General features: G+C 56.2%; 24 protein-coding genes, 1 tRNA gene and 2 pseudogenes. 19 read left to right on the top strand and 8 right to left on the bottom strand.

Going from position 1 to position 26,834, the window contains the following annotated elements; all coding sequences use genetic code 11:
* The first annotated feature begins 5 nt into the window (after positions 1 to 5).
* The gene (locus AC07W0_RS16545) at positions 6 to 968 is read left to right on the top strand and encodes a MucB/RseB C-terminal domain-containing protein (protein WP_046490353.1); all 963 of its coding nucleotides are present in this window, start codon (positions 6 to 8) and stop codon (positions 966 to 968) included.
* A 235-nt stretch (positions 969 to 1,203) separates the two neighbouring features.
* A complete protein-coding gene (locus AC07W0_RS16550; protein WP_026139783.1) occupies positions 1,204 to 2,643 on the top strand; it encodes a DegQ family serine endoprotease in 1,440 nt (479 codons plus the stop codon).
* Positions 2,644 to 2,708: 65 nt separating this feature from the next.
* Here AC07W0_RS16550 and AC07W0_RS16555 read toward each other — a convergent pair whose 3' ends face one another.
* Complete coding sequence (locus tag AC07W0_RS16555; RefSeq protein ID WP_102617676.1) at positions 2,709 to 4,142, bottom strand: M48 family metalloprotease; 1,434 nt, start codon at positions 4,140 to 4,142, stop codon at positions 2,709 to 2,711.
* Positions 4,143 to 4,237: 95 nt separating this feature from the next.
* Between AC07W0_RS16555 and AC07W0_RS16560 the strand changes: the two genes are divergently transcribed.
* Positions 4,238 to 4,477, top strand: a complete 240-nt coding sequence (locus tag AC07W0_RS16560) for a sulfurtransferase TusA family protein (RefSeq protein ID WP_017844915.1) — start codon at positions 4,238 to 4,240, stop codon at positions 4,475 to 4,477.
* Between the two features lie 32 nt (positions 4,478 to 4,509).
* The gene (locus AC07W0_RS16565; RefSeq protein WP_017844916.1) at positions 4,510 to 5,580 is read left to right on the top strand and encodes an AI-2E family transporter; all 1,071 of its coding nucleotides are present in this window, start codon (positions 4,510 to 4,512) and stop codon (positions 5,578 to 5,580) included.
* 38 nt (positions 5,581 to 5,618) lie between these two features.
* On the opposite strand, the gene AC07W0_RS16570 is transcribed toward AC07W0_RS16565, so the two are convergent.
* Together AC07W0_RS16570 and AC07W0_RS16575 are read right to left on the bottom strand one after the other, a co-directional pair.
* The gene (locus AC07W0_RS16570; protein ID WP_046384366.1) at positions 5,619 to 6,092 is read right to left on the bottom strand and encodes a peroxiredoxin; all 474 of its coding nucleotides are present in this window, start codon (positions 6,090 to 6,092) and stop codon (positions 5,619 to 5,621) included.
* Positions 6,093 to 6,102: 10 nt separating this feature from the next.
* The gene (locus AC07W0_RS16575) at positions 6,103 to 6,663 is read right to left on the bottom strand and encodes a glycine cleavage system transcriptional repressor (RefSeq protein ID WP_003172487.1); all 561 of its coding nucleotides are present in this window, start codon (positions 6,661 to 6,663) and stop codon (positions 6,103 to 6,105) included.
* A 273-nt stretch (positions 6,664 to 6,936) separates the two neighbouring features.
* On the opposite strand from AC07W0_RS16575, the gene dapA reads away from it, so the two are divergent.
* From dapA to AC07W0_RS16615, 8 genes are all read left to right on the top strand, one after another.
* Positions 6,937 to 7,815: a 4-hydroxy-tetrahydrodipicolinate synthase gene (gene dapA, locus AC07W0_RS16580; RefSeq protein ID WP_017844918.1), complete on the top strand. Its 879-nt coding sequence runs from the start codon at positions 6,937 to 6,939 to the stop codon at positions 7,813 to 7,815.
* Positions 7,816 to 7,832: 17 nt separating this feature from the next.
* Positions 7,833 to 8,948, top strand: coding sequence for an NlpB/DapX family lipoprotein (gene bamC / locus AC07W0_RS16585; RefSeq protein ID WP_017844919.1), 1,116 nt, complete (start codon positions 7,833 to 7,835; stop codon positions 8,946 to 8,948).
* Between the two features lie 4 nt (positions 8,949 to 8,952).
* Positions 8,953 to 9,711: an MBL fold metallo-hydrolase gene (locus tag AC07W0_RS16590; RefSeq protein ID WP_017844920.1), complete on the top strand. Its 759-nt coding sequence runs from the start codon at positions 8,953 to 8,955 to the stop codon at positions 9,709 to 9,711.
* Between the two features lie 27 nt (positions 9,712 to 9,738).
* Positions 9,739 to 10,452 (top strand): phosphoribosylaminoimidazolesuccinocarboxamide synthase, encoded by a 714-nt coding sequence (purC, locus tag AC07W0_RS16595; RefSeq protein WP_017844921.1) that lies wholly within the window; start codon positions 9,739 to 9,741, stop codon positions 10,450 to 10,452.
* 83 nt (positions 10,453 to 10,535) lie between these two features.
* Positions 10,536 to 10,625, top strand: a tRNA-Ser gene (locus AC07W0_RS16600).
* A 385-nt stretch (positions 10,626 to 11,010) separates the two neighbouring features.
* Positions 11,011 to 12,084, top strand: coding sequence for a PIN domain-containing protein (locus AC07W0_RS16605; RefSeq protein ID WP_102617677.1), 1,074 nt, complete (start codon positions 11,011 to 11,013; stop codon positions 12,082 to 12,084).
* Between the two features lie 130 nt (positions 12,085 to 12,214).
* Positions 12,215 to 13,219: a hypothetical protein gene (locus tag AC07W0_RS16610; protein ID WP_102617678.1), complete on the top strand. Its 1,005-nt coding sequence runs from the start codon at positions 12,215 to 12,217 to the stop codon at positions 13,217 to 13,219.
* Between the two features lie 203 nt (positions 13,220 to 13,422).
* A complete protein-coding gene (locus AC07W0_RS16615) occupies positions 13,423 to 13,866 on the top strand; it encodes a hypothetical protein (RefSeq protein WP_146013171.1) in 444 nt (147 codons plus the stop codon).
* On the opposite strand, the gene AC07W0_RS16620 is transcribed toward AC07W0_RS16615, so the two are convergent.
* A complete protein-coding gene (locus tag AC07W0_RS16620; protein WP_102617679.1) occupies positions 13,863 to 14,300 on the bottom strand; it encodes a DUF6538 domain-containing protein in 438 nt (145 codons plus the stop codon). The genes AC07W0_RS16615 and AC07W0_RS16620 overlap by 4 nt on opposite strands.
* Positions 14,301 to 15,311: 1,011 nt before the next feature.
* On the bottom strand, positions 15,312 to 16,130 hold the full coding sequence (locus AC07W0_RS16625) for a DUF6236 family protein (RefSeq protein ID WP_146013172.1): 819 nt from the start codon (positions 16,128 to 16,130) through the stop codon (positions 15,312 to 15,314).
* A gap of 340 nt (positions 16,131 to 16,470) precedes the next feature.
* Between AC07W0_RS16625 and AC07W0_RS16630 the strand changes: the two genes are divergently transcribed.
* Positions 16,471 to 16,707, top strand: coding sequence for a hypothetical protein (locus AC07W0_RS16630; protein WP_102617681.1), 237 nt, complete (start codon positions 16,471 to 16,473; stop codon positions 16,705 to 16,707).
* A 94-nt stretch (positions 16,708 to 16,801) separates the two neighbouring features.
* Here AC07W0_RS16630 and AC07W0_RS16635 read toward each other — a convergent pair whose 3' ends face one another.
* Together AC07W0_RS16635 and AC07W0_RS16640 are read right to left on the bottom strand one after the other, a co-directional pair.
* The gene (locus AC07W0_RS16635) at positions 16,802 to 17,662 is read right to left on the bottom strand and encodes a DUF6216 family protein (RefSeq protein WP_102617682.1); all 861 of its coding nucleotides are present in this window, start codon (positions 17,660 to 17,662) and stop codon (positions 16,802 to 16,804) included.
* A gap of 445 nt (positions 17,663 to 18,107) precedes the next feature.
* Positions 18,108 to 18,902 (bottom strand): annotated as a pseudogene (locus AC07W0_RS16640) (EAL domain-containing protein); the annotation flags it as partial.
* Between the two features lie 297 nt (positions 18,903 to 19,199).
* Here AC07W0_RS16640 and AC07W0_RS16645 point away from each other — a divergent pair.
* Positions 19,200 to 19,541 (top strand): helix-turn-helix domain-containing protein, encoded by a 342-nt coding sequence (locus AC07W0_RS16645; RefSeq protein WP_017848706.1) that lies wholly within the window; start codon positions 19,200 to 19,202, stop codon positions 19,539 to 19,541.
* 369 nt (positions 19,542 to 19,910) lie between these two features.
* Here AC07W0_RS16645 and AC07W0_RS16650 read toward each other — a convergent pair whose 3' ends face one another.
* Complete coding sequence (locus AC07W0_RS16650; protein WP_017848707.1) at positions 19,911 to 20,849, bottom strand: LysR family transcriptional regulator; 939 nt, start codon at positions 20,847 to 20,849, stop codon at positions 19,911 to 19,913.
* A 158-nt stretch (positions 20,850 to 21,007) separates the two neighbouring features.
* Between AC07W0_RS16650 and AC07W0_RS16655 the strand changes: the two genes are divergently transcribed.
* The 5 genes and pseudogenes from AC07W0_RS16655 (at position 21,008) to AC07W0_RS16675 (ending at position 26,823) form a co-directional block, all read left to right on the top strand.
* Positions 21,008 to 22,327 (top strand): MFS transporter, encoded by a 1,320-nt coding sequence (locus AC07W0_RS16655; protein WP_102617684.1) that lies wholly within the window; start codon positions 21,008 to 21,010, stop codon positions 22,325 to 22,327.
* A 13-nt stretch (positions 22,328 to 22,340) separates the two neighbouring features.
* Positions 22,341 to 23,570 (top strand): Zn-dependent hydrolase, encoded by a 1,230-nt coding sequence (locus AC07W0_RS16660; RefSeq protein WP_102617685.1) that lies wholly within the window; start codon positions 22,341 to 22,343, stop codon positions 23,568 to 23,570.
* 87 nt (positions 23,571 to 23,657) lie between these two features.
* A complete protein-coding gene (locus AC07W0_RS16665) occupies positions 23,658 to 24,683 on the top strand; it encodes a histone deacetylase family protein (RefSeq protein WP_017848710.1) in 1,026 nt (341 codons plus the stop codon).
* A 514-nt stretch (positions 24,684 to 25,197) separates the two neighbouring features.
* Positions 25,198 to 25,965, top strand: a pseudogene (locus AC07W0_RS16670) (MCP four helix bundle domain-containing protein); the annotation flags it as partial.
* Positions 25,960 to 26,823 (top strand): methyl-accepting chemotaxis protein, encoded by an 864-nt coding sequence (locus AC07W0_RS16675; RefSeq protein WP_370737569.1) that lies wholly within the window; start codon positions 25,960 to 25,962, stop codon positions 26,821 to 26,823. The pseudogene AC07W0_RS16670 and the gene AC07W0_RS16675, both read left to right, overlap by 6 nt.
* The last annotated feature ends 11 nt before the right edge of the window (positions 26,824 to 26,834 follow it).

The raw sequence follows: 26,834 nt of genomic DNA on the forward strand, positions 1-26,834 counted from the left end.
GCACTATGCGCGCCATACCGCTCCTTACGCTTTTGCTCAGTGGTTGGTTTGCACTCCCCGCCCACGCCGATGATGCCCAAGACTGGTTGACTCGACTTGGGCGTGCTGAGCAACAGCAAAGCTTCCAAGGTACGTTCGTCTACGAGCGTAACGGCAATTTTTCTACCCACGACATCTGGCATCGTGTCCAGGACGGTCAGGTTCGCGAGCGGCTTTTGCAGCTCGACGGCTCGGCTCAGGAAGTCGTGCGGGTAGACGGTCGGACGCAATGCGTCAGCGGCACTCTTGTCGCCGGCCTCAGCAATTCGCGTGATGCCCCTTCACGTGCGCTTGATCCGCAAAAAATCGCGCAATTCTACGAACTGGCCGTCATCGGCAAGTCTCGCGTGGCCGGTCGAAATGCGGTGATTGTGTCGATCACCCCGCGTGACCAATACCGCTATGGTTTTGAGTTGCACCTGGACCGCGAAACCGCGTTGCCCCTTAAATCCCTGCTGGTGAACGATCAGGGGCAGTTGCTGGAGCGTTTCCAGTTCACGCAATTGAACACCTCGGTCACGCCGGATGATCGCGACTTGCAACCCACTGGCGATTGCACGCCCATTGCAGTGGCCACGGCTAAAGCGCCAGAGGTGCAACCTGCCCAGGACTGGCACCTGGAATGGTTGCCGCCGGGTTTCCAGTTGACCAGCAGCAGTGCGCGCAAAGACTCCCAGACCAAAGCGACGGTCGACAGTCGGATGTATGAAGATGGGCTGGCACGGTTTTCGGTATTTCTTGAGCCGATCGGCGAATCCGGCGTTACTGAAACCCGTACCCAGTTGGGCCCGACGGTGGCGGTGTCGCGTCGGCTGAATACGGTGGATGGCGAAATGATGGTCACGGTAGTGGGCGAAATCCCCATGGGCACCGCCGAGCGCATCGCGCTGTCGGTGCGCGGTGAAAAAAAACCAGCCGCCAAGCCGTGAATCGTTAATCTTATGTTCATCCTGGCCTTTCACCCTACGTCCATGCGAGGTTGGTTGCCGAGCGTAATGAAATGTCTGGATCAGCATTTTCACTTGCAAAAATCTCTCATATTTTTTATAGGTCAGGGCTTGTCGGCGCTGACCATGTTTTGTTCGCGGAACGGAGATGTCGGTCACAGTTTCCGGCGTTTCCAGAACCCTGTCGCCCAACCCTGCTCGTCGTAACGGGAGCTGTATGTCGATACCACGCTTGAAGTCCTATTTATCCATAGTCGCCACATTGTTGGTGTTGGGTCAGGCCGTGCCCGCGCAAGCGGTCGAGCTGCCTGATTTCACCCAATTGGTCGAGCAGGCCTCGCCTGCCGTGGTGAACATCAGTACCACGCAAAAACTGCCCGAGCGCAAAGTCTCCGACCAGCAGATGCCGGACCTGGAAGGCCTGCCGCCGATGCTGCGCGAGTTCTTCGAGCGTGGCATGCCGCAACAACGCGCGCCCCGTGGCGGTGGCGGTGGCCAGCGTGAAGCGCAGTCCCTGGGCTCGGGCTTCATCATCTCGCCCGATGGCTACATCCTGACCAACAACCATGTAATTGCCGACGCTGACGAGATCCTCGTCCGTCTGGCTGACCGCAGCGAGTTGAAAGCCAAGCTGGTCGGCACCGACCCACGTTCCGACGTGGCGTTGCTGAAGATCGACGGCAAGGACCTGCCTGTGCTGAAACTGGGCAAGTCCCAGGACCTGAAAGCCGGGCAATGGGTCGTGGCGATCGGTTCGCCGTTTGGCTTTGACCACACCGTGACCCAAGGCATCGTCAGCGCCATCGGCCGCAGCCTGCCCAACGAAAACTACGTGCCGTTCATCCAGACCGACGTACCGATCAACCCGGGTAACTCCGGTGGCCCGCTGTTCAACCTGAACGGCGAGGTGGTCGGCATCAACTCGCAGATCTACACGCGCTCCGGTGGCTTCATGGGCGTGTCGTTCGCCATCCCGATCGACGTGGCCATGGACGTTTCCAACCAACTCAAAAGCGGCGGCAAAGTCAGCCGTGGCTGGTTGGGCGTGGTGATCCAGGAAGTGAACAAGGACCTGGCCGAGTCCTTCGGCCTCGACAAGCCGGCCGGTGCGCTGGTCGCTCAGATCCAGGACGACGGCCCGGCAGCCAAGGGCGGCCTGCAAGTCGGCGACGTGATTCTGAGCATGAACGGCCAGCCGATCGTCATGTCGGCAGACCTGCCGCATTTGGTGGGCGCGCTCAAGGCGGGCAGCAAAGCCAAGCTGGAAGTGATCCGTGAAGGCAAACGCCAGAACGTTGAACTGACCGTCGGCGCCATTCCGGAAGAAGGCGCGACCCTCGATGCCCTCGGTAGCACCAAGCCGGGCGCCGAGCGCAGCAGCAACCGCCTGGGTATTGCCGTGGCCGAGCTGACGGACGAGCAGAAGAAGGCCTTCGACCTGAAAAGCGGCGTGGTGATCAAGGAAGTGCAGGACGGTCCTGCCGCGTTGATCGGCCTGCAGCCAGGCGATGTGATCACTCACCTGAACAATCAGGCCATCGACAGCACCAAGCAGTTCACCGACATCGCCAAGGCGCTGCCGAAGAACCGTTCGGTCTCGATGCGCGTCCTGCGTCAGGGCCGTGCCAGCTTCATTACCTTCAAGCTGGCTGAGTAACACCGGCGCATCAAAAAGCCCCGCCTTCGTTTAACGAGGGCGGGGCTTTTTTGTGGGCGATGGGTTTAGCCCATCATTCCTTTCACCAAGCGTTCCTGTTCGATCAGCTCACGCTGGCGTGCGTCGATACGTGACGACAGTGGGAAGTTGCTGCCGGCACGGCGCTTGGCGAAGTCCAGTTGTTGAATGGCTTGCTGGAAGTCGCCGACCAGGGCGAAGTACTCGGCGCGCGCCTGGTGCAGGCCGATGATATTGCCGGACAAGCCGCGCGTTTCGGCGACCTGGTACCACACGTCCGGATCGTCCGGGCGCGACTTGAGCAAACCGTCCAGGGCCTTTTCCGCATCGGCGGTGCGGTTCTGTTTGAGTAAAAGGTCCACTCGCACCTGGTTCAGCGGATAGTTTCCGGGGTACTGGGTGAGCATCCGGTCAGTGCGTTGCTGGGCATCCGGCAAGCGGTTGCTGGTGATGTCCAGCTCGATCTGCGCCAGGTTGTAGGTAATGTCGTTGGGCGACTTGGCCAACAGCGGGGCCAGGTTTTCCCGGGCTTCCTTGAGCTTGGTCCCCTTGATTTGGGCGATGGCCAGACCATAGCGCGCCACGTCGCTTTTCGGGTTTTCGTCCAGTTGGGCCTGGAAGCGCTTGGCGGCGAGGCCTGGCGTGTCTTCGTATTTCAGCTGCACCCGTGCGCGAATCAATTGATAACGCAGGCTGTCTTCGGTGCCGCCGAGCTTGGCCTGTTCGGCGCGGTTGCGGGTGTCGGCGATGCGCGATTCGGTCACCGGGTGAGTCAGCAGGAATTCCGGCGGCTTGGCGTCGAAGCGGTATTGACGCATCAGGCGCTCGAACATGGTCGGCATGGAGCGTGGGTCGTAACCGGCTTTCTCCAGGTTGAGGATGCCGATGCGGTCGGCCTCTTGTTCATTCTGGCGCGAGAACCGCCGTTGTTCCTGGATCGCCGCGGCCTGGGTGCCGGCAATTGCAGCAATGCCGGCGTCGCCCGCACCGGCTGCGGCGGCAATGATGCCGCCGAGCATCGCGGCCATCATCGGGATCTGCATGCGCTGTTGCGCTTCGACGCCGCGGGCGAAGTGGCGCTGGGACAAGTGAGCCAATTCGTGGGCCAGCACCGAGGCGTATTCACCTTCGGTCTGGGCGTTGAGGAACAGCCCGCCGTTGACCCCGACGATACCGCCAGGCGCGGCAAAGGCGTTGAGCTGCGGGCTGTCGATCAGGATGAATTCCAGGCGGCGGTCATTGACCTGGCTGGTCTCCACCAGTTTGTACACGCTGGTTTCGACGTAATCCTTGAGCTGCGGATCGTTGAGCTGCGCGACCTGGCCACGCAAATAGGCAAGCCAGGCGCGACCCAGTTGGTATTCCTGTTGTGGCGAGACAATGGCTGAGCTGGCGTCGCCAAGTGACGGCAGGTCGTCGGCAAAGGCCGGGGAGGCCAGCAGGCAGGCCAGCGTCAGCAGGGTGGGGCGCAAAAAAGTCATGCACAGAGCCTTTCGACAAAGAGCTTACTGTAGCCGGACACTGAGCGTCGGACCAGATATTCTAAGCAGCCTGAACGCTTGCCCGGAGTAAAACCATGACCGACGCTGTAGCCTTTGATGCCGAACTCGATGCCAGCGGCCTCAATTGCCCGTTGCCTTTGCTCAAGGCCAAACTCGAACTCAATCGATTGGCCAGCGGCGCGGTGCTCAAAGTCATCGCCACGGATGCCGGTTCCCAGCGTGATTTCCGCACCTTTGCCAGGCTGGCCGGTCATACCCTGGTGCATGAAGAAGACGCCGCCGGTGTCTACCGTTATTGGTTGCGCAAGGCCTGAAGCGTCCGCTTCCCACCACCCGAGGTTGATTGATGTTCAAAGTGTTACGAGACTGGATTCAGCGCTACTTCTCCGACGAGGAAGCCGTGGTGCTGGCGGTCCTGCTGTTCCTGGCCTTTACCGCCGTCCTCACCCTGGGCGGCATGCTCGCCCCGGTGCTGGCGGGGATGGTGCTGGCCTACCTGATGCAGGGGTTGGTCACCACCCTGGAGCGTCTGCGCTTACCGGGTGCGGCGGCAGTGGGACTGGTATTTGCTTTGTTCATGGGGCTGTTGCTGGTATTTATCGTGGTGGTCGTGCCACTGCTGTGGCACCAGCTGATCACCCTGTTCAATGAGTTGCCCGGCATGCTCGCCAAATGGCAGTCGCTGTTGCTGCTGTTGCCGGAGCGCTACCCGCATCTGGTGTCGGATGAGCAGGTATTGCAAGCCATCGAAGTGGCACGCGGCGAGATCGGAAAGTTCGGGCAATGGGCGGTGACCTTTTCCCTGTCCAGCCTGCCGTTGCTGGTCAACATCATGATCTACCTGGTGCTGGTGCCGATCCTGGTGTTTTTCTTCCTCAAGGACCGCGCGATGATCGGCCGCTGGGTAAGTGGCTATCTGCCGCGTGAGCGTGCGCTGATCACCCGGGTGGCCGAGGAGATGAACCGGCAGATCGCCAATTACATCCGCGGCAAGGTGATCGAGATCATCATCTGTGGCGGCGTGACCTACATCGCCTTTATTGCCCTGGACCTGAACTACGCGGCGCTGCTGGCATTGCTGGTGGGCATTTCAGTGGTGGTGCCGTATGTCGGCGCGGTGGTGGTGACGGTGCCGGTCACGTTGATTGCCTTGTTCCAGTGGGGCTGGAGCGACCAGTTCATCTACCTGATGGCGGTGTACGGCATCATCCAGACCCTGGACGGCAACGTACTGGTGCCGCTGCTGTTCTCGGAGGCGGTCAACCTGCATCCGGTGGCGATCATCTGCGCGGTATTGTTGTTCGGCGGGTTGTGGGGGTTCTGGGGCGTGTTCTTTGCGATCCCCCTGGCGACGCTGTTCAAGGCGGTGCTGGATGCATGGCCGCGGCAGGAACCGGTGGTGGCACCCTTACTCTGAAGCGAGGGGAGGGCGCGTGCGCCCTCTCCCGATGATGCTCACGCGTTGTGCAAAGCCTGGGCGGCCGCCAGCACGGCGTCCACATGCCCTGGCACTTTCACGCCACGCCATTCCTGGCGCAGCACGCCATCCTTGTCGATCAGGAAGGTGCTGCGATCCACGCCCAGGTATTCCTTGCCATACAGCTTCTTCAGCTTGATCACGTCAAACAGCTGGCAAACCGCTTCGTCCTTGTCGCTGATCAGCTCGAACGGGAATTCCTGCTTGCCCTTGAAGTTCTCATGAGACTTCACGCTGTCGCGCGACACGCCAAACACTTCGGTGTTGGCTGCCTTGAACGCTGCGTACTGGTCACGGAAACCCTGGCCTTCGGTGGTGCAACCCGGGGTGCTGTCCTTCGGGTAGAAGTAGATCACCACTTGCTTGCCCTTGAGGGCTGCGAGGCTGAAGGTCTGGCCGCTGGTGGCCTGGGCTTCGAAATCGGCTACGGGTTTGTCGATGACTACCGCCATGGGGGCTTCCTTACATTGGGTTCTGTGGGCGCCACGGCTCGATCAAGGCGTCGAGGTTCAGGGCATCGGCGAAGTCCAGGAACTGATCGCGCAGCCAACTGATCTGCACGCCGGCCGGCAAGGTCACGGTAAACGTGGCGTTGAGCATGGTGCCGCCGGTTTGCGGTGCCTGGTAGGTGTCGCAGGTGAGGTTTTCCAGCTCGACGTTATGGTCGATGAAGAACTGGCACAACTCGTTGACGATGTCCGAGCGGTAGGCCGAACTGACATACGCCACATAAGGCAGGGCCTGCGGGCGGTTTTCCAGCGCGGCGCTGCGTACCACATTGACGGTGAAGTCGTGCTTCTTGGCCAGGCCCGGCAGGCCGGTCTCCAGGCGTGCCAGGGCGTCCCAGGTGCCGGAAATCTGCAGCACCAGCGCACTGCACTCGCCATGGCGGGTGAGACGGGAGGTGACGACGGCGCAGCGGTTTTCATGGCTGGCGCGGCACAGGACGTTGGTCAGCTCCATGGGGTTGGCGCCGAGGGCACTGATAACAAGGAATTGTTCGCGAACTGTGGGGGTGGACATGCAGCCTTCCTAAAACGATGAGCGGTCGATACGGTGAGGGCTGTATCGATCAAAGCATGAAGGGTAGCGAAAAGCGTCGCCAAGGGATAGGAGGTGGCGTTTTCATTGCGTGATCGGCGGGTTTTTACCCCGTCTCGACCCGCACTTTCGCGCAATGATGGCAATGCCCGTCGTTTAGTTGCGCCAGAACGCATCCTCAGGCGGTACTTCGCTTGTACAAGCATCTTGGCGCCAGTACCATTACGGCTCTCTTTTTCCGGCAGGAGCGGTTGCATGATTGCGGGCAGTATGGTGGCACTGGTCACACCCATGGATGCACAAGGTCGTCTCGACTGGGATAGCCTGGGCAAACTGGTGGACTTCCACCTGCAAGAGGGCACCAACGCCATTGTGGCGGTCGGCACCACAGGTGAGTCGGCCACTCTCGACGTGGAAGAACACATCCAGGTCATCGAGTTCGTGGTCAAGCGTGTCGCGGGCCGTATCGCCGTGATCGCCGGTACGGGCGCCAACTCGACGCGTGAAGCGATCGAGCTGACCAGGAACGCCAAGAAAGCCGGCGCCGACGCCTGCCTGTTGGTGACCCCGTACTACAACAAGCCGACCCAGGAAGGCCTGTATCAGCACTTCCGCACCATTGCCGAAGCGGTCGATATCCCGCAGATCCTCTATAACGTGCCAGGTCGCACCGCGTGCGACATGAAGGCCGAGACCGTGATCCGCCTGTCCACCGTGCCGAACATCATCGGCATCAAGGAAGCCACCGGCGACCTGCAGCGCGCCAAGGACATCCTGGCAGGCGTGAGCAGCGACTTCCTGGTGTATTCCGGCGACGATGCCACCGCTGTCGAGCTGATCCTGCTGGGCGGCAAGGGCAACATCTCGGTGACCGCCAACGTGGCCCCGCGTGCCATGAGCGACATGTGCGCCGCCGCCCTCGCCGGCGATGCCGTGACCGCACGTGCGATTCACGAAAAACTGATGCCGCTCAACAAGACACTGTTTATCGAATCCAACCCTATTCCCGTGAAATGGGCGCTGTTCGAGATGGGCATGATGCCGGACGGTATCCGTCTGCCGCTCACCCGCCTCAGCGAAGCCTGTCACGAACCGCTGCGACAGGCCCTGCGCCAGTCCGGCGTCCTGGTTTAATTGAGGAAGCACTACGCATGAAGCGATTGGCCGGACTTTCCGCACTTGCCTTGATTATCTCCAGCACCAGCGGCTGCGGTTGGATCTGGGGCCCGGAAGGCTACTTCCGTGACCGCGGCAGCGATTACCTGGAAGCACAAGCAACCAAACCGATGCAACTGCCGCCGGACGTCAACGTCGCCAAGCGCCTTGACCCGTTGCTGCCGATTCCGCGCAATGTCGCCGACGACACCGCCAAGGGTGAGTACGTGGTGCCGCGTCCACAACCGATCTTGGCCGTGGCGAATACCAGCGACTACAGCCTGCAGAAGAGCGGCGACTCGCGTTGGATCGTGGCACAGCGCCCACCTGCCGAAGTCTGGCCGGTGGCGGTGCAGTTCTTCCAGGACAACGGTTTCCGCATCGACGAGCAGCGCCCGCAGACCGGTGAGTTCACCACGGCGTGGCAGCAGGGCAGCGAGCTGTCCGCCAGCATGGCCAAGCGTTTGCAGTCCGGCGGTATCGCCGCTGACAGCGAAGCCCGTGTACGTGTACGCATCGAGCCTGGCGTGCAGCGCAATACCAGTGAAGTCTATGTGGTCAGCGCCGAGCGTCCTGCCGGCAGCACGTCCAACGTCGAGTTCACCAACCGCTCGGTCAACACCGGCGTCGACGCCGCACTGGTCGACGAGATGCTGGCCAGCATGAGCCGCATTTCCGAGAAGGGCGGTTCGATCTCCCTGCTCGCCGCACGCGATTACGACACCCCGAGCCGCGTCAGCCTCACCGAAGACGGCAGCGGCAACGTGGTGCTGAACCTGGGTGAAGACCTGGATCGTGCCTGGGCCAGTGTCGGTCGCGCGTTGGAACAAGGCCCTTGGCGTGTTGAAGACATCAACCGCAGCCTGGGCCTGTACTACATCAACGTGGCGGAAAAAGCCGAGAAGAAAGACGCCGAGCCAGGTTTCTTCAGCAAATTGTTCGGCAGCGCGCCGACCAAGGAAGAGATCGAAACCCGCGCCGAGCGTTATCAGATTCGTTTGAGCAAGGTTGGCGAAAGCGTGCAAGTCACTGTCGAGAAGAACATCAACACCGTTGCGCCAGCTGAAACAGCGCGCAAGGTGTTGGGCGTGATTCAGGACAACCTGGGCTGATCCGATGCGTTTTGCCGTTCTCGGCAGCGGTAGCCAAGGGAACGGCACGCTGGTCGCTCAAGACGACACGTATGTGCTGGTGGATTGTGGTTTCTCGTTAAGAGAAACCGAGCGGCGCCTGCTGCGCCTGGGGGTTCACCCCTCGCAGCTGAGCGCGATTCTGGTGACCCACGAACATGCCGACCATGTGCATGGCGTGGGTTTGCTGTCTCGGCGCTACAATCTTCCGGTGTACCTGAGTCGCGGCACCTTGCGCGGGATGCGCAAACCCATTGAACCCGCAGGCTTCCTGGCCGGTGGCGAGCAGTTGCAGATCGGTGCCTTGAGCATCGATGTGATTGCCGTGGCGCATGACGCCCAGGAGCCGACGCAGTATGTATTCAGTGGCGGCGAGCGACGTTTCGGCGTACTCACCGACCTGGGCTCCTACTGCGCCAAGGTGCTGGACGGTTACCGGGATCTCGATGCATTGATGATCGAGTCCAACCACTGCCGAGACCTGTTGGCTCGCGGTCATTACCCGTACTTTCTCAAGCAACGGGTGGGCGGCGAACTCGGGCATTTGAACAACCACCAGGCGGCGTACCTGGTGTATGAGTTGGGCTGGCAAGACCTGCAACACCTGGTCCTGGCCCACCTGAGCAGCAAGAACAACCTGCCGCAGCTGGCCCGGCAATGTTTTGTCGATACCCTTGGGTGCGACCCGGACTGGCTGCAACTGGCCGATCAAGATTCAGGGCTCGACTGGCGACACATCGCCTAGCCCACCTCACTCAAAGCGGAGCCCATCATGGAAAAACGTGAAGAACTCTACCGCGGCAAAGCCAAGTCGGTATACAAGACCGACGACGCCAACCGCCTGATCCTGCTGTTTCGCAACGACACTTCGGCGTTCGACGGCAAGCGCATCGAACAGCTTGATCGCAAAGGCATGGTGAACAACAAGTTCAACGCCTTCATCATGCAGAAACTCGAAGCGGCCGGCATTCCAACCCAATTCGACAAACTGCTGAGCGACAACGAGTGCCTGGTCAAGAAGCTGGACATGATCCCGGTCGAATGCGTCGTGCGTAACTACGCCGCTGGCAGCCTGGTCAAGCGCCTGGGCGTGGAGGAGGGCCTCAAGCTCAACCCTTACACCTTCGAGCTGTTCCTGAAGGACGACGCCAAGGGCGACCCGTTCATCAACGAATCCCACGTCGTGGCGTTCGGCTGGGGCACCGCCGAGCAACTGGCGCGCATGAAGGAACTGTCCCTCAAGGTCAACGACGTGCTGAGCAAGCTGTTCGACGACGCCGGCCTCTTGCTGGTCGACTTCAAGCTTGAATTCGGCGTGTTCCACGACGGCTCCATCGTCCTGGGCGACGAATTCAGCCCGGACGGCTGCCGCCTGTGGGACAAAGACACCAAGAAGAAGATGGACAAGGACCGCTTCCGCCAAGGCCTCGGTGACGTGATCGAAGCCTACGAAGAAGTCGCCAAGCGCCTCGGCGTACCGCTGTAATCGACGCAAGCATCTGATAGCACGGAAAAAAATCGCTTCGGCGCTTTGCTTTCCAGAGACAGGCTGTTATGATGCGCGCCGTTGGAGAGATGCCAGAGTGGCCGAATGGGACGGATTCGAAATCCGTTGTACCTTCACCGGTACCTAGGGTTCGAATCCCTATCTCTCCGCCATTAAAGAAAAACCTTTGTAAATCAATGAGTTACGAAGGTCTAAAAGCAGTGATTTGTAGCAGTAGTTTGTAGCAATTTTTTGCCAAGCTGCAGCGAACAAATCGCTGTTTTTTTTCGTCTGTATTTTTTGATGGAGCGATAAAGCCACACTGTCCACGACCCATTGGCCAGAACCCTCTGTGATCGCCTGTAGTGAAAAACTGCCGGGCTCGCCTCGTCTACATAGCTTTTGAGCGATCAAGGCTCGTATGGTTCGGTACAGACCGTTTGACGTGCTGCGGCTACGGACGCCGGTGGAAAAAAAGATCAACCGAAGGAAGCTTGCTTTGCGTTCGTGGCAAAGAGAGTATTGGCAATCAAATAGCCATCACCTACGGAGGTTGCGATGCCGCTTCAAACAAGGAACGTTTTTGTAGATACCGAATTTTTCGTCAAAGCTGGCTTGGATTTTTCATCCAAGACACTGGAATCTTTCAAAGAGGTTTGTGGTGATGGCGAGCTGAATCACATCACCAGCACGATAGTAGTTCGCGAAGTGAAACGTAAAATAGGTGAGCACATTGGTGATGCTATCAATGGCGTCAACGCGTTTCGTCGAAAAGCTAAAATACTGACGAACTCTAACGATGATGTTATCAAAAACCTATTCGTGCCTTTCGATCAAAAAGAAATCGAAAAACACGCGATTCAAGTTTTTGATGATTTCCTCGATGACTCCAATACTACCGTTGTTGATTTGAGCAAGGTAGATGGAAACGAAATTGTCGAAATGTATTTTGATCAAATGCCTCCGTTTCAGGGCGGAAAGAAAAAAAATGAATTCCCTGACGCTTTTACCCTTTTGGCTGTTCGCGGGGCATTGAAAGGTCGAGAAGAGATCTATGTTGTTTCGGAAGATAAAGACCTAATTACTTTTTGCGAAAATAATCCTAGATTCATTCAAATCGACAGCCTAAGCAAATTGCTAGACCTTTATAATGCCCATGATGAAGACCGGTCTAAATTCATCAAAGATTATATCGAAGAGCATGAAGAGGAAATCAAGCAGACTATCAAATCGTTAATCGAGGATGCTGACGCCTACAATTCGTCAACGTGGGAAGATGCTGAGGTAGATGAGTTCTCGATTCTCGGGGTTGCAGATTTTGACCCATCTATAATCCATATTGATGACGAAAGCTGCCAAATCGTTTGTGATGTTGAGGTCAATTATCGTGTTTCGGTGACGGGCCCTGACTACGCAAATGGGCGGTACGACAGGGAAGATGATGTTATTTATACATTTGAAGATACGACGCAGATAGAAGATGGGAAGTTAGAATTTACCGTTGAAATTGATCTTTCGTATGAGGTTGACGATGGTGAATTTACTATTCAAGACATGGATATAAGCGTTCAAGGTCTATCGGGTGGTATTGAATTTTCAGTAGAAGAAACCCCTTACGAAGATTATCGGTAGCAATGTGCGATAGATATTCCCTAAATGTTTATGAGCTTTTGGCCGCAGATGCGGCCTATGACAGCTAATCGCTTCGCTTTCCCTGCAAGCCGGTCACACGGTTAACGATAAAATGCTCAAGGATTCGACGATGCCACAAAGCTATGCTTTCCGTAATCGAGACGGCCTGTTGGGAATTTTCCAAAAAGAAGATGACATAGTTCACTTGTATGTAGATAGTCAGTTCTACACATACGATTGCCGGAATTGGAAGGAATGGACTCAACAAGCTGAAAGTGATTACGATCAAAGATTTGCTGGCGGTGACATTTTGAAGCCGACAGAAAAATCAATTGGTTATTACCTGCTTAGATTTTGCGAAAGCATCAATATTGACGTAATCGACTTGGTTGAAGTCGCCAATCCCGGATTTTTCTTCTCACGAATCAGTAGAGGAAATTTCCAATTTAATTACGTAGGGGATAGCTACTACCAAGAAATTAGAGCCTACCAAGCGATTCAGGATTCGCTAGATTCACTCCTTTACGTCGTTGAACCATCGGAAACAAATTTTGAGTCTTACGGCCATAAGATACGTGAGCTTTTGATTTTGGCGTGTACTGAGGTCGAATACCTTTTACTCAGGGTATTGATTGAGAACGGCTACCCCCAACAGAAAATCTATAAAACGACCGACTACATTCATTGCTTACCTATACTCAAGCTAAATGAATACAAAGTGGTATTAGGTCAATATCCGAATTTAAAAGTTTTCCAGCCATTTGCAAACTGGAGCAAGCAATCACCGACGCAGACGCTTGAATGGTATGACGCGTATAACTCGGTGAAGCATAATCGAGGCGGAAGTCTGAAAAATGCCAACTTCAAGAATTTACTTGACGCGATTGCCGCTATTCATATTTTGCTAGAAGCTCAATATGGTAAAAATATTTTCCATAAATGGACTCAATACAAAGACGCCAAGAGTATTTTTGAGAGCATTTCACGACCTACATGGCACCCCTCAGAGATTTCAGTACCTATTTTCGAAGGTTATGAAATAAAACCTGAGTGGGTCGGTGCTTTACAGTATTTTGCCTGTAACCCTATTCCAAGCAAACCACCGAAACCAAAATGCACAACGTGTGGTAAATAAATTCCCAAGCGGGTTTTCCCGGTCGCTGAACGCCCGTAAAACGGCATGTTTTTCTGATCGAGGTGGTTTTGAGTGCTGGGACTCGTACCAGTGCGAGAAATCGCCCTATACGCGGTGATATGGCACTGCAACCGTAGGATTGGATAGAATCAACAGATGGTGCTACTAGTGGGCCACTGCTCAGCGATTTCTAAGGATAACGAATGAAAAAGGTAATTTTTGCAGTAGTTGCTGGATCACTGCTGAGTGGCTGCGTAACGCAAAAGCCACCGCTTTCTGATAGCCAATACACTGCATTTGCTACTCAATTGATAGGTATTCATAAGTGCGTTGCCAGCGGAAACATGCCACCAGATACAGGTGCCCGTGGTCAGCAATATTCGATGGCAAATCTCAATACGTGGCAATTTGACCAAAATTATTTTATGAGTCGAGCTAAGCAGATAGCGGATTCGGTCAACCCGTCGCAAGGTGACTGCAACACATTGGCTATGAATATCATGCAAAGAAAAAATCAGATCGAGGCCCAAAATCAGCAGGCCGCACAGGAAGCACAAGCGTGGCAAAATCTGCAAAATCAACAAGAACAGAATAAAACAACTTATTGCAATCAAATAGGGACACAGACTATTTGCAATCGATACTAAAACAAGGCGTGCAGCGGCTCGCCTATTCTGGTGGTCGCTCCGCTTAAAAGAAGAAACGTCAAAGGCGGAAAAAACCGCCAAGGTTTCAATGTGGCTCGCGTTTGGATAAAACGGAAAATTGACACAAGAAACGAAAAAAGCCCTTTATTGGGCCTTTTGCTTTTGACTGATTTAGTATTTATCATCGTGGATATGCCAAATGAAGCTTCTGGCAATTCTTCAGGCGTTGGGCCTGCTACCAGCTTCCTTGCATTGATGATTAACTGCTTCCAGACCTGCAGGAAGGCATATTTCTTCATCTGGGCTTCGGCTTTGCTCCCGGTCTTCAACGACTCGGTGAACTCGGTACGGTTCAGGATGTGCCTAACGTCTTTCGGGATCACAAGACGAACATGAAAGGTGCCCGACCGAAGAATCAGATTGTCAGATGCCATGTCATTACGCTACTAAGGGTTGGTGCCCGGATCATACGCTTTTTGTAGTAAAATTTTGTAGCAAAAAGGTCTGTAATGCCTGAAAAGCCTACGTTAATTGGGGGTGGTGGTGAGATTCTGGAAGTCCCTATCTCTCCGCCATTATTGAATACGACTAAGCCCCTGAAATGGTTGAACATTTCAGGGGCTTTTTCGTTGTTGGGGTTTGGTTTAGGGCAATTCTCAGGGCTCGCTCAGCAGCCTTCCATCACTCATAAGGATTTGGTGATGCGATACCCGCTACCGCGCCTTGTCGCGCGGCTCTCCCGCCGCTGCCTACTCAAGCAATGTGGTGGCCTCCGTAGAAGGCACAGCAGGCGATATTCGGTACGCCGAAGCGCGCACGTACCTGCAGCTTTTGGATCGGGGTGAAAAAACCATGAACTCCCCCGAAAGCGAATATCACTTCGAGCTGAAAGATGCTTACTTTGTTCGAGTCCGTGTTGATGCTGCCAAACTCGCACCGATTCTCTTTAGAATGTCTTGCCAAAACTGGGGGGTTGCCCGTGGTACGCCGGGCTCAAGGGATCTACTCGTGGGAGCCGGTCCCGATCACATGGCACGCGAGGTGGAAACCACATTGGCCTGGTTGCAACATCAAGGTGAGCAGGGCCAGCGGTTAGCCAAATTGGCGAGCCTGCGCGGGAGCTGTCCGTTGCTGAGCAGATGCGGCTGCTGGGACTGGAGCCATCGGCGGATAGGACTTATCGCAACTGGGTCCAGCGACTGCATGATCGAATGATTGCTGAGTTATCGAGACGCTCTGAGAGACGCGGTACTTGACCATCTGTCAGGATAGTTTGCGCCGATAGTGCGTCAAAGTTTTATCACTGTGTCATTGCGGAAAAACACTTGAAACGCCTACTTTGTAGATTTTCTGTTAGAGAGTAAAAAGATCTCAGGTTGGTTGCTGTATCCCCGCATAGGACGGATTCCCATCGCTATCGAGTTATAAAGGTTGGACGAGTGATGTCATATTTTGTTGAGGTTGACCAAATAAGAGAGCGCCTTTAGATCCTTCGGGATTTCAGTCGCTGTAAATAGTTTTGCAGGTTCAAAACTAATGAAACCCAATGCTTCTTTGGTGGCCTGACTTTTGTCTCCTGCTAGTAAAGCATTGGCCAACGAAAAAGTGCTTTCGATGTTAAGGCTGATGTTGAAGCTGGAAGCAACTCTTCGTAGTAGGCCTTTCGTAGCTGAGGCATTGACGTTGATTATGGATTTTTTGAGGTTTGCTATTGCTGTCACTAAAGCTCTCTCGGTGTCTGGCTGAGAAAGAATCAGTTGGTAGATGTTGTCCAGATGATTTCGAAATTCTAATAGTTCATCTTTTCTCTTGTCTTTGTAGTTTAATATGTCATCGAAAGATGATTCTGGGCTTGGAATCGGTAGGCATTCATAAATTTTTATTTCGATCCCTGGGTTCTTCGTAAGCTGATTCTCGCTCGGAGAGAGCTTGTGATTCGCCAGGCTCCACTGCCCAGGTTGGACACTATGGCGTATCTTCAGGGCATTTTCGATTAGGTTTAGTTTTGTGTGCTTTGGCTGAAATGTAGAGCCCTCGTCGTGCAGTGTGTGCTCTAAGATCCCAGCGCTCTCGAGAAATTTATCGTCAGGTGTTGATTTAAAACCTATTCTGGTAGTTTTTGGGATGTCAATTTTGTCAAAGTAAAGTAAGTATTTTTTAAAGGTGTCAGGGTGAATGGTTCCTAAGTAGCTAATATTTTTATGTGTGTCGAGATCTAGTGAGGGTGCTATAACTATCCCTCTCATGTTGTTTTCAATAGTCATGTTGTGTGTGCTTTATAAGTTGGGTCTGATTTTAAGTTAAGTTATCAGGGGTTGCTGATTGAGTCTAGTGAAGGCTTTTAAAAGTTCTAATTGATAACGTTTCGCACGCATCAAATTTCCCCGGCGATGAGCGAGAGTAAACCCAGGCTCTATAGCTACCACTGGCAAAATACTCGACTCGGCTGGCTCCGGGATCATCCACTTTGTGCTGAATGCTCTCGTCGCGGTCGCACCGGCGCCGCAGTGATCGTGGATCCTTTGATCCCCACCACGGCGACGTACATCTCTTCTGTGACCGCGACGGCTTCTCCAACGACCCGATCATGGCGGGTGTCTGACCATGAAACACTGGAAACCCGGACGGCTGCGCGCCGCCTTGCAGCAGTGGCTCGGCGTGCCCATTGGCTTGGCTGAAAGGGCCTTCTGGCAAGAGTGGTTCAGCACCTCCAGCAGTGGCAACGCCGTGTCGGTCGATTCCGCCATGCGGCTGGACAGCATCTTCGGAGCTTCGCTGTCAGCGGAAGAGGCCGCAGCGAAGGTCTTCGCCAAACGTACTATGAGCCTGCTCGTAGTCTAGAAAAGGCATTAGATAGGTTTCGGGGTGTGATCAATCAAGCGAGGCGACTCTAACGGTGTAATGTAAGAGTCGCAAAGCTATTCAGCTGGATGGGTTATTTTTTGAAAATTTGTTTTTTGGGCGGATGAATTTTTTCGTGGAGTTTTTTTGCAACACCTGATCTGGATATTCGCACCAATATACAGAACACGGAGAAAATCGAAATTGCGACGATTGCCAGAAGAAGCCCTCGTTGCCCCTTGAGCCCATTGTTTACATGCTCACGGTATTTGTCCTCGCCAAAGAGCGAGCAGATGATGTTGATGTTTTTTTCTGAGAACTCGTGATTGATAAATTTTTTAAGTGATTCCGGTGACTGGCACTCTTTCTCTGTTAGCGTTGGGTTGGATTTGAAAAAGCTGAATTTAGCATCGCCCTCGGATAGGTAAAATGACGGAGCTTCCGGAGCGTCTTTCAATGAAACCATCAGGTATTTTGCGTTCGTAAGTGGTACTGAAATGCTGATAATTACGAAGAAAAAGAAGAGTAGCGCAAAAAATGCACATTGAGCTTTTTTCGAAAACAGGGCCTCTTTAAATTTTAGGCTGTTAAAGTTTTTCCAGTCTATATATTTTCTTGCTCGTGCAACATCTCTATGGCAGAAGCCATTTTTCTTGATCCATTCCTCGGCGAGTTTGGTGTCAGTCAAGTTCTGTGCGGGTATGTTGAACTCGAATCGGTAGTATTCAACTTCCCTGAGGTTTTTTCGTACTTGTTCGTAGTCTTCGGTTTCAAATTTTGTGGAGCCGCCGAAAAAGCGCCACATTAAGTCGCGTAGGAATATCAGTGAGCCTGAACGTGAATAAATGTACAAGGCTAACAAGCAGATAGCGATACCGCTAACTAAGCTTGCCAGTGTTGCGTAGTTTTCAAATGTCCAGTTTACGATGTTGTCGTTGAAGTTTTGCTGTGACACAGAGTCATCCTTGATTTAGTTCTGATGGAAGGTTTTATTGGCTGTTTAGCCATTAAGCAATAGGCATTTTTAACTCGTCCTTAAGTTATTTGTGTCTGCGACGATAGCGCTCTATACCCTACAGGGAGGATAACCCATGTCCGACACCACCCGTGACCAGTTCAAACAGGTTTTCTCCGGGCTGGAGTGTGCCTCCGGCGCCTTCAGCAAACAGGCCGAGGAGACCATGAGCGAAGCGCGCAAGGCTGGCGGTTTATCCGAGAAAACCATGGCCACCGTGCCTGAGGAATCCGTTGCCTGGATCTCAGGGCTGCAGTTGACCAGAAAATGCAAGGACGCTTCCAGGTTTAGCCACTTCGCACCGGGTTGGATATTAGAGAAACCTTGCGAAGGTCTGCACTTCAGTCAGCGCTCGACATTGAATTTTTGGCATGCCACGAACCATTCAATTGTCTTTGAGCCAATTATCTATGTGCGAATGATGCATGGGCTGCGAAAAGTAATAACCTTGGACAAAAAAACAACCCAGGCTAATCAAGGCTTCCAATTCCTCGCGAGTTTCCACGCCCTCGGCTATACATTCCAGTTGCATGTCACTGCTCAAAGCAACTAGAGACTTTACAATTTTGTAGCGGGTTGGGTTTTCATCAATGCCAGTAATAAAGGTTCGATCTATTTTTATTTTAGTGAGCGCCAGCGAAAGTAGTTGGCTAAGGCTGGAGTATCCAGTGCCGAAATCGTCAAGGGCCACTCCGCAACCTAGCCGACAGAACCTGTCAATAGTATGTTGCACTTTAACAACATCCTGCATGATCGCTGTTTCGGTTATTTCCAGGTCCAGTCGCCTGGCGTCGAAATGGCTGGCCTTGATGATTTCGATTATTTGTCCGGCGATTTCGTCTGAAGCGCAGTCGTGCGCGGACAAGTTAAAAGAAAGGCAAATGTGGCGGGGCCAGTCAGAGGCAATCAGCAATGCCTTGCCGAGCAGGTGAGTGGTCAGGTGATTTATCAGGCCGATCCGCTCGGCAATCGGAATGAACTGGCCGGGAGGCACGTCACCTAGCTCTGGGCTGTTCCAGCGTGCCAATGCCTCGAACGCTACGGTGCGCCAGCTGCGCAAATCAATCACCGGCTGAAAAACCAGGCTGAATTCGTGCTCGATATCGACCTGGCGTAACGCCTGTTCGATCATGCCTTGTCGTGTCAGTTGTTGAAGGTGGGAAGGTGTGAGCATGAACGTTTACCCCCAGTTACCCAACCATAGGCAATAGGAGCGGTGTTTTTTGACCTGTAACGACAAATAACTGCTGGGTGCTTCTCAAACGCGGGTACCTGCAGGCACCAAAAATCAATCGCATTTTCCGGCAGGCATAATTTTCGGCGTCCATGGGAAAATTCCTTAGCAATTCAACATCGTTCAGATAGTCAAAAAATGACTATACTGAAATTGGCTAGAAAATAATAGCAATCTAGCCTTTTTATGATCTTCCTGGGGAGGTGAATAGGTGTAAGCATTTGATTTTAAGTGATATTTCAGATGAAGCAAAGTGCCACTATACGTATAGGCAAGCGAATCAAGCACTTACGACTAGACAATAAATGGACACAGGCCGCCCTTGCCGAAGCACTGGGGTGTGAGTCGATGACAGTGAGTCGTTACGAGAGGGGCGAATACGCCCCTAGCATCGAGATGTTGGAGCGAATCGCTGACGTCCTGGGCGTGGGACTGGATGCTTTTTTCACGAGCCGGGATCACGCTGAACCAACCGCCGCGAGCCTTCGCCACTGCCTATGCGACATTGCCTATCAAGCAGATGAAATGTCGCTGAAAGAAATTATTGGCGCCGCAAAAAGGATCTTGAAGAATCGAGAACAATAGCAGTGCTCGGTTCAATTCACCTGATAGGTGGCGCAAAATACTGAGTAGAGCCAGGGGCGGTTTATTGTTTTTGAATGTGGTTTTTTACGCTTCATTAAGTATAGGAACGTATGATGTTATTGCTGTTCCTGCTGCTAGATGAACGCATCAGGGATGTGTTCGTTGGTATTGATGAACTTTTTTAAAGTTCGGCCTGGCCGGTGTGACAGGTGTCATTAATTGGCGAAGCAAAAACAATGTTTTCAACGAGCTGAAGTTTAGTTGACGAGGAAAGAGTCTACAAAGTTCGCCGAAGTCCAGGATGAACAAGCCAAGGCCCTATTGAGTTCGCCTGAGAGAACCGTCTGATAAATCGCTGAATACATTCGGCTACCGCGCCAGACGAGCCAGCAGACTGTCGATAAATACTGTTTCTGCGCGACTCATCTTCTGCTCCCGATGCCACAACACATGGATATCCACATCCGCAATCCCCTCATCCGGCGGTAATCGCCAGAGCAGTCCGTTCTGCACATCCTCCGCCACCACATGAATCGGCAGGCAGCCCAGGCCAAACCCGGCGATGACCAGGCGGCGCACTTCTTCCAGGCTGGATGACGACGCCACGATCCGCCCGCTGAACCCCTGCTGATCGCGGAATATGGTCAACGGCGAGAGCATCCCGCCGATCTGGTCGCTGGTAAAACTGACGAAGTTTTCCGACTGCAAGTCCCCTTCGGCCAAGCCGCTGCGGCCGAACAGTGGGTGGTGTTTGCCGCAGAAAAAACCATAGCGCTGGTGCAGGAACAGATGTTGTTCCAGGCGCGGCTGTGGCCGGCGGTTGAGGCTCAGGCCCAGGGTGGCGGTTTTTTCCAGCAGGGCGGCGACGATGTCGGAGCTGCGCATTACCTCGACCTCCAGGTCGACCCGCGGGTGTTCGCGGTGAAACTCGGCCAGGAACTCATCGAAGGTGTTGGAGTTGATGCGGCTGATCATCAGCAGGCGCACTTTGCCGATCACTTCATCGCCGGGTTTTTGCAGGGCGTTGCTCATCTGCGAGACCTGGCCGTACATCTCGCCAGCGATGGCGAAGATCTGTTCGCCGGCCTCGGTCAGTACGAAGCGCGGGCCACGGCGGGCGATGAGTTGGCAGTCGAGTTGTTCTTCCAGGCGTTTGAGGGCCTGGCTGATGGCCGGCTGAGTCAGGTGCAGGCGTGCGGCGGCGCGGCTGATGCTCAGTTCCTGGCCAATGACGCGGAAGGTGCGCAGCAGGTTCCAGTCCAGGCGGTCGTTGAGCAGCGGGTGAATATCGCGACGGGTTTCGGGCATGGCGCGGCTCAATAATAAGCAGGATTTATAATTGGAATAATAAATAGAAAATTGACTAATCATAGCCCCGCGACGATAAATCACCCTCAACAAGCGCCATCAGAGCGCATGCGTTCGACCTTTCTCCTGCCAAAAAAATAACCAAAGGAGCCCGCCCCATGAAGCCTTCCGCTTCGCCCCAGCCTCGCCGTGCTGCGGCCGCCGCTTTCATCGGCACCATGATCGAGTGGTACGATTTTTATATCTACGCCACCGCCGCCGCGTTGGTGTTCGGTCAGCTGTTTTTCCCTTCCGAAGATAAATTGTTCAGCACCATGGCCGCGTTCGGCACCTTTGCCGTGGGCTTTTTCGCGCGGCCGCTGGGCGGCATTGTGTTCGGGCATATCGGCGATCGCATCGGCCGCAAGAAGTCGCTGGTGATCACTCTGGTCATGATGGGCGTGGTCACGGTGTGCATCGGGTTGTTGCCGAGCTACGCGCAGATCGGCGTCGCGGCGCCGGTCCTGCTGGTGCTGTTGCGCATCGTGCAGGGCATCGCCGTCGGTGGCGAGTGGGGCGGGGCGGTGTTGATGGCCGGAGAGCACGCGCCAAAGGGCCGCCGCAATTTCTTTGCCTCCTTTGCTCAGTTGGGCAGCCCGGCGGGCTTGATTCTGTCGCTGCTGGCGTTCAGCGCGGTGACCCGTTTGCCCGAAGAAGACCTGCTCAGTTGGGGCTGGCGTCTGCCGTTCCTGGCCAGCGCCTTGCTGTTGGTCGTTGGCCTGGCGATTCGCCTGGGGGTGAACGAGTCGCCTGAGTTCCTCGAAGACAAAGCCTTGGCCGAAAAGGCACGGGCGCTCAAGCCGGACCAGGCCCCGGTGATCGAGGTGCTGAAAACCGCCTGGCGCCCGCTGCTGCTGTGCATCGGTGCCAACACCCTGGGTATCGCCGGCGTGTATTTCACCAACACCTTTATGATTGCCTACAGCACTCAGCAACTGGGCCTACCGCGCTCGTTGATTTTGGAGTGCCTGTTCGTCGTCGCCATCATCCAGTTCTGCGTACAGCCCCTGGCGGCCTGGGTCGCGGAGAAGGTTGGCGCCACGCGTTTCCTCTGCGCGATGACGGTGCTGGCGATGGCGTCGCCTTACCCGATGTTCGTGCTGGTCAGCAGCGGTGAGGCGCCGTTGATCATCCTCGGCATCGCCCTGGCGGTGGTGTGCATGGCCTCGTTTTATGCGGTGATCGCGGGCTTTGTCAGCGGCCTGTTTGAAACCCGCGTGCGTTACACCGCGATTTCCCTGGCCTATCAGGTGTGCGGTGCGCTGGCCGGTGGCCTGACGCCGTTGATCGGCACCTGGCTGGCCCACGAATACCAAGGCCAATGGTGGCCGATGGCAGTGTTTTACAGCCTGATCGCGGCGGTCTCGCTGGTGAGCGTATTGGCCTTGTCGCGCCGCCACGCCACTGCCCACCGTCTGGAAATGGCCCCTGGTGTTTAATGGAGCGGGTGCAATGTTGAAGATTAAGGGTGAGCGTTTATGGGCCAGCCTGATGGCCATGGCCGAAGTCGGCGCGACCGCGCGCGGCGGCAGTTGCCGCCTGGCGTTGAGCGCCGAAGACCACGCCGGTCGCGAGCTGTTCAGCCACTGGTGCAAGGCCGCCGGGCTGACCTTGAGCATGGACGCCATCGGCAACCTGTTCGCCCGGCGTGCCGGTACGGATAAGGACGCCGCGCCGGTGATGATCGGCAGTCACCTCGACACCCAGCCGGAAGGCGGCCGCTTCGACGGTGTCTACGGCGTGCTGGCCGGCCTGGAGGTAATGCGCAGCCTCGACGACCATGGCATCCAGACCCGCAAGCCGCTGGAAATCGCGGTATGGACGAACGAGGAGGGCGCCCGTTTCACCCCAGCCATGCTCGGCTCCGCCGTGTTCACCGGTACCTTGGCGCTGGACCAAGCCCTGGCCACCACCGATGCCGACGGCATCAGCGTGGCCGACGCCTTGCGCACGCTCGGCTGCCACGGCAAGCGTGCCCTGGGCGGGGCGGTGGATGCGTATTTCGAAGCCCATATCGAGCAAGGCCCGATCCTTGAGGACCACGCCAAGAGCATCGGCGTGGTCAGTGGTGGCCAGGCGATTCGCTGGCTCGATGTGCGGGTCGAAGGGCTGGCCGCGCATGCTGGCACCACACCGATGCCGCTGCGCAAGGACGCGCTGTATGGCGCCGCGAAAATGATCCAGGCCCTGGAATGCCTCGCCATGGATTTCGCCCCCCAGGGCCTCACCACCGTCGGCGAGTTGAGCATTGCCAAGTCTTCGCGCAACACCATTCCCGGTTTGCTGACCTTCACCGTCGACCTGCGCCATCACCGCGACGCCGACATTGAAGCGATGGAGCAGCAGGTCAGGGCGCGCTTGCAGGCCATCGCGCAGAAGCGCGGCCTGAGCGTCACCATCAGCCCTCACTGGGTCAGCCCTGCGACGCCGTTCGACGCCGAATGCGTGGCCTGCGTGCAAGCCGCGGTGGACGCCCTGGGTTACAGCCAGCAGCCCATCGTCAGCGGCGCCGGCCACGATGCCATCCACCTCGCACGCTATTGCCCGACGGCGATGATCTTCATCCCCTGCGTCGGCGGCCTCAGCCACAACGAAGCCGAAGACGTACTGCCCGAGGACGTGCGCCAGGGCGCCGATGTTTTACTCAACGCCGTGTTGAAACGTGCCGGCCAAGCCAACTGACCGCCTCATTCAGGACGACTGAAGACGACCTGCCGGGCCGCAGGCAAGCCAGCCCCCACCGGCAGCGTGTTCACTCAGGAGATTCCCATGCAAACGTTCTTCCACCCCGAACAACTCCTGCATCATCCGCGCAGCTACTACTCCCGTGGTCAGATGCGAACGCCGCAGGAAGTCCCCGAGCGCGCCCGCAACCTGCTGCGGGCCGCGCAAACCCTGGGGTTTGAGATTGTGTCACCCGAGGACCACGGCCTTGAGCCGCTGCTGGCGGTACACGCTGCGCCCTACCTGACCTTCCTTCAGGAGGCTTACCCGCGCTGGAAGGAAATCCCTGAAGAGTGGGGCGACGAAGTCATGTCCAACATCTTCGTGCGTGAACCCAACGCCCTGCGCGGCATCCTCGCCCAAGCCGCACGCTACCTGGCGGATGGCAGTTGCCCGGTCGGCGAACGGACCTGGCGCTCGGCCTATTGGTCGGCCCAAAGCGCCGTCGCTGCCGCCAAGGCCGTCCTCGATGGCGCGCCCGCCGCCTACGCGCTGTGTCGCCCCCCCGGTCATCACGCACGCTTCGATGCGGCGGGCGGCTTCTGCTACATCAACAATGCCGCGGTGGCGGCGCAGGTGTTGCGCGAAGGCTTCCAGCGCGTCGCGGTGCTGGATACCGATATGCATCACGGCCAAGGCATTCAGGAGATTTTCTACGACCGCGACGACGTGCTCTACGTGTCGATCCACGGCGACCCGACCAACTTCTACCCGGCTGTCGCCGGTTTTGCCGACGAGCGCGGCAACGCGGCCGGCGAAGGTTTCAACCTCAACCTGCCGATGCCCCACGGTGCCAGCGAGGCGGTGTTCTTTGAACAGCTCGAACTGGCCCTCAAGGCGCTGAAGGACTTTTCTGCGGATGTGCTGGTGCTCTCCCTGGGCTTCGATATCTACGAACTGGACCCGCAAAGCAAAGTCGCGGTGACGCGGGACGGGTTTGCGCGCTTGGGTGAGCGCATCCGCGGCCTGGGGTTGCCCTGTGTGATCGTGCAGGAGGGCGGGTATCACCTGGAGACGTTGGACAGCAATGCGCAGGCGTTCTTCAGTGGCCCGCAGGCTTGGGCGAAGTAACCGAGTATCGGTTTTGTGGAGGTGTGATATCTTTATGCCATCATATGTCGTGACGATCACGGAGGATGGTATGAAGAAGCTGTTATTGGTCGGGGTTTTGGTGGTGTTGGCGTGTAGCCCGTTTTTTGCCGCGGCGTGTCCGAAGGGGACACATCCGGTCGGGGGCACGGGGTCGCACCACAAAGGTGGGACTTGTCAGTAGTCGATGGATCGACAAGGCGTGTGAAGTCGCGGTTCGAGCGTCAACCCCGTGCGGGTGCGCTTGAGGGCGGTTGACCGATACCCGCAGCGAAAAGCCTGCCGAACCGAGCGTTCTGCAGGCTTTTTCGTTTCAGATGGAGAGATCAGGTTCTTTCCCGTGCAGGGATTTTTCCGCATACGCAAATCTCCCTGTGACCCTGCATGACTGATCGCAGGCGCACGCGGGGAAATGGATGACGTCTCTAAAGTCCTGATCCTGGCGGCCGAAATGCTCTTGTATGACATCTGATCACTAATAAGAGAGCCTCGAAAAATGTCCTTACGTAGCCTGTCCATCGCCCGTCGCGCGGGCCTGGGTTTTGCCCTGATTGCTTTGCTGGTGGCCGTACTCGGTTTTTTTGCGCTCTCGAACATGGCCAGCATTCGTGAAAGTGCGGTCCAGGTCGAGCGTGGGCTGGTGCCTAAAATGCGTCTGGTCTCGGATATCCGCGAGATTATGTTGCGCATTCGGACCATCTCTTTGCGCATGGCGCTGGACCCGAACCCGGCAAGCATCCCGCAGTACCGCAGCCAGATGGACACGCGCAGCCAGGACCTGAGCAAAAAGCTGGCCGACCTCGAGGCCGTGATCGACAGCGCCGAAGTGCGCGCGTTGTATGAGCAGTTCCAGGTCTCGCTGCGCCAGTACCAGCAAGGGCTGACCCGCTCGTTTGCGCTGGCCGACCAGCAACAGGGGGCTGAGCTCAACAAGTTGCTGTTGGTGGATATGAAAACCGTGGTCGATGGCTCCGGTGCCCAGCTCAACGCATTGGCCGACTACTACAACGCGCAGATCAACCAACAGGGGCAGGCGGCCGAGGCGCAGTATGGCCGTTCGCGCACGATGGTCTTCGGCTTTGTGCTGCTGGCCGCCTTGAGTACCGTGGCGCTGGCCTGGCTGCTGACACGCAGCATCGTCGGTCCGCTGAGCCATGCGGTGCGGGCCGCGGAAAACGTCGCCCGTGGCGACCTGACCGAAACGGTGGCAGTGACCGGCGACGACGAAGTGACCCGCCTGCTCGTGGCGCTGCAGAGTATGCAAGCCAGCCTGCGCGGCACCTTGCAGCTGATTCGCCAGTCGGCCGGGCAGTTGGCGTCGTCGGCTACCGACCTGAATGGCATCACCGATCAAAGCAGCCGCAGCCTGCAAAAGCAGACCGCGGAAATCGAGCTGGCCGCCACTGCCGTCAATGAGATGACTTCCGCAGCTGACGAGGTGGCGCGCAACGCGGTGTCCACCTCCGAGTCCACGCGGGTGTCCAATGAAACGGCGCGCGAAGGCCAGCATCGCGTGGGCGAAACGGTCAGCGCGATTCAAGCCCTGAGCAGCAACATCGGCGAGACCTCGACCCTGGTGCAACACCTCGCCGAGCAATCGCGGGATATCGGCAAGGTACTCGACGTGATTCGCTCCATCGCCGAGCAGACCAACCTGCTGGCCCTCAATGCCGCCATCGAAGCGGCGCGGGCCGGGGAGTCCGGACGCGGTTTTGCGGTCGTGGCCGACGAAGTACGCGCCCTGGCGCACCGCACCCAGCAATCGACCCTGGAAATCGACCAGATGGTCAGCGCCATGCGCGCGGGTTCCGACCACGCACTGACCTCGATGCAGTCGAGCACCGCACGCGCCACCGACACCCTGGCGTTGGCGGAGGGCGCCGGCGGTGCCTTGAGCCAGATCACCGATTCCATCGATCAGATTCACCAGCGCAACCTGGTCATCGCCAGCGCCGCCGAGGAGCAGGCCCAGGTCGCCAAGGAAGTCGATCGCAACATCGTCAACATTCGCGACTTGTCGGCGCAATCGTCTTCCGGCGCCGGGCAGATCAACGGCGCGAGCCGGGAACTGGCGCAACTGGCGGTCGCACTGAACGAGGCGGTGGCACGCTTTCAGCTGTAGTGAAGTGCGCC

The organism is Pseudomonas sp. GW704-F2, from assembly GCF_059423025.1.

Bases quoted from the DNA above. Each gene is read 5' to 3' on its own strand.
- AC07W0_RS16570 (WP_046384366.1), bottom strand. From the start codon at position 6,092: ATGGCGGTAGTCATCGACAAACCCGTAGCCGATTTCGAAGCCCAGGCC.
- bamC (WP_017844919.1), top strand. From the start codon at position 7,833: ATGAAGCGATTGGCCGGACTTTCCGCACTTGCCTTGATTATCTCCAGC.
- AC07W0_RS16645 (WP_017848706.1), top strand. From the start codon at position 19,200: ATGAAGCAAAGTGCCACTATACGTATAGGCAAGCGAATCAAGCACTTA.
- AC07W0_RS16625 (WP_146013172.1), bottom strand. From the start codon at position 16,130: ATGACTATTGAAAACAACATGAGAGGGATAGTTATAGCACCCTCACTA.
- purC (WP_017844921.1), top strand. From the start codon at position 9,739: ATGGAAAAACGTGAAGAACTCTACCGCGGCAAAGCCAAGTCGGTATAC.
- AC07W0_RS16555 (WP_102617676.1), bottom strand. From the start codon at position 4,142: ATGACTTTTTTGCGCCCCACCCTGCTGACGCTGGCCTGCCTGCTGGCC.
- AC07W0_RS16610 (WP_102617678.1), top strand. From the start codon at position 12,215: ATGCCACAAAGCTATGCTTTCCGTAATCGAGACGGCCTGTTGGGAATT.
- AC07W0_RS16545 (WP_046490353.1), top strand. From the start codon at position 6: ATGCGCGCCATACCGCTCCTTACGCTTTTGCTCAGTGGTTGGTTTGCA.
- AC07W0_RS16550 (WP_026139783.1), top strand. From the start codon at position 1,204: ATGTCGATACCACGCTTGAAGTCCTATTTATCCATAGTCGCCACATTG.
- AC07W0_RS16675 (WP_370737569.1), top strand. From the start codon at position 25,960: ATGCAAGCCAGCCTGCGCGGCACCTTGCAGCTGATTCGCCAGTCGGCC.
- AC07W0_RS16630 (WP_102617681.1), top strand. From the start codon at position 16,471: ATGAAACACTGGAAACCCGGACGGCTGCGCGCCGCCTTGCAGCAGTGG.
- AC07W0_RS16615 (WP_146013171.1), top strand. From the start codon at position 13,423: ATGAAAAAGGTAATTTTTGCAGTAGTTGCTGGATCACTGCTGAGTGGC.
- AC07W0_RS16650 (WP_017848707.1), bottom strand. From the start codon at position 20,849: ATGCCCGAAACCCGTCGCGATATTCACCCGCTGCTCAACGACCGCCTG.
- dapA (WP_017844918.1), top strand. From the start codon at position 6,937: ATGATTGCGGGCAGTATGGTGGCACTGGTCACACCCATGGATGCACAA.
- AC07W0_RS16565 (WP_017844916.1), top strand. From the start codon at position 4,510: ATGTTCAAAGTGTTACGAGACTGGATTCAGCGCTACTTCTCCGACGAG.
- AC07W0_RS16655 (WP_102617684.1), top strand. From the start codon at position 21,008: ATGAAGCCTTCCGCTTCGCCCCAGCCTCGCCGTGCTGCGGCCGCCGCT.
- AC07W0_RS16560 (WP_017844915.1), top strand. From the start codon at position 4,238: ATGACCGACGCTGTAGCCTTTGATGCCGAACTCGATGCCAGCGGCCTC.
- AC07W0_RS16660 (WP_102617685.1), top strand. From the start codon at position 22,341: ATGTTGAAGATTAAGGGTGAGCGTTTATGGGCCAGCCTGATGGCCATG.
- AC07W0_RS16590 (WP_017844920.1), top strand. From the start codon at position 8,953: ATGCGTTTTGCCGTTCTCGGCAGCGGTAGCCAAGGGAACGGCACGCTG.
- AC07W0_RS16665 (WP_017848710.1), top strand. From the start codon at position 23,658: ATGCAAACGTTCTTCCACCCCGAACAACTCCTGCATCATCCGCGCAGC.
- AC07W0_RS16620 (WP_102617679.1), bottom strand. From the start codon at position 14,300: ATGGCATCTGACAATCTGATTCTTCGGTCGGGCACCTTTCATGTTCGT.
- AC07W0_RS16575 (WP_003172487.1), bottom strand. From the start codon at position 6,663: ATGTCCACCCCCACAGTTCGCGAACAATTCCTTGTTATCAGTGCCCTC.
- AC07W0_RS16605 (WP_102617677.1), top strand. From the start codon at position 11,011: ATGCCGCTTCAAACAAGGAACGTTTTTGTAGATACCGAATTTTTCGTC.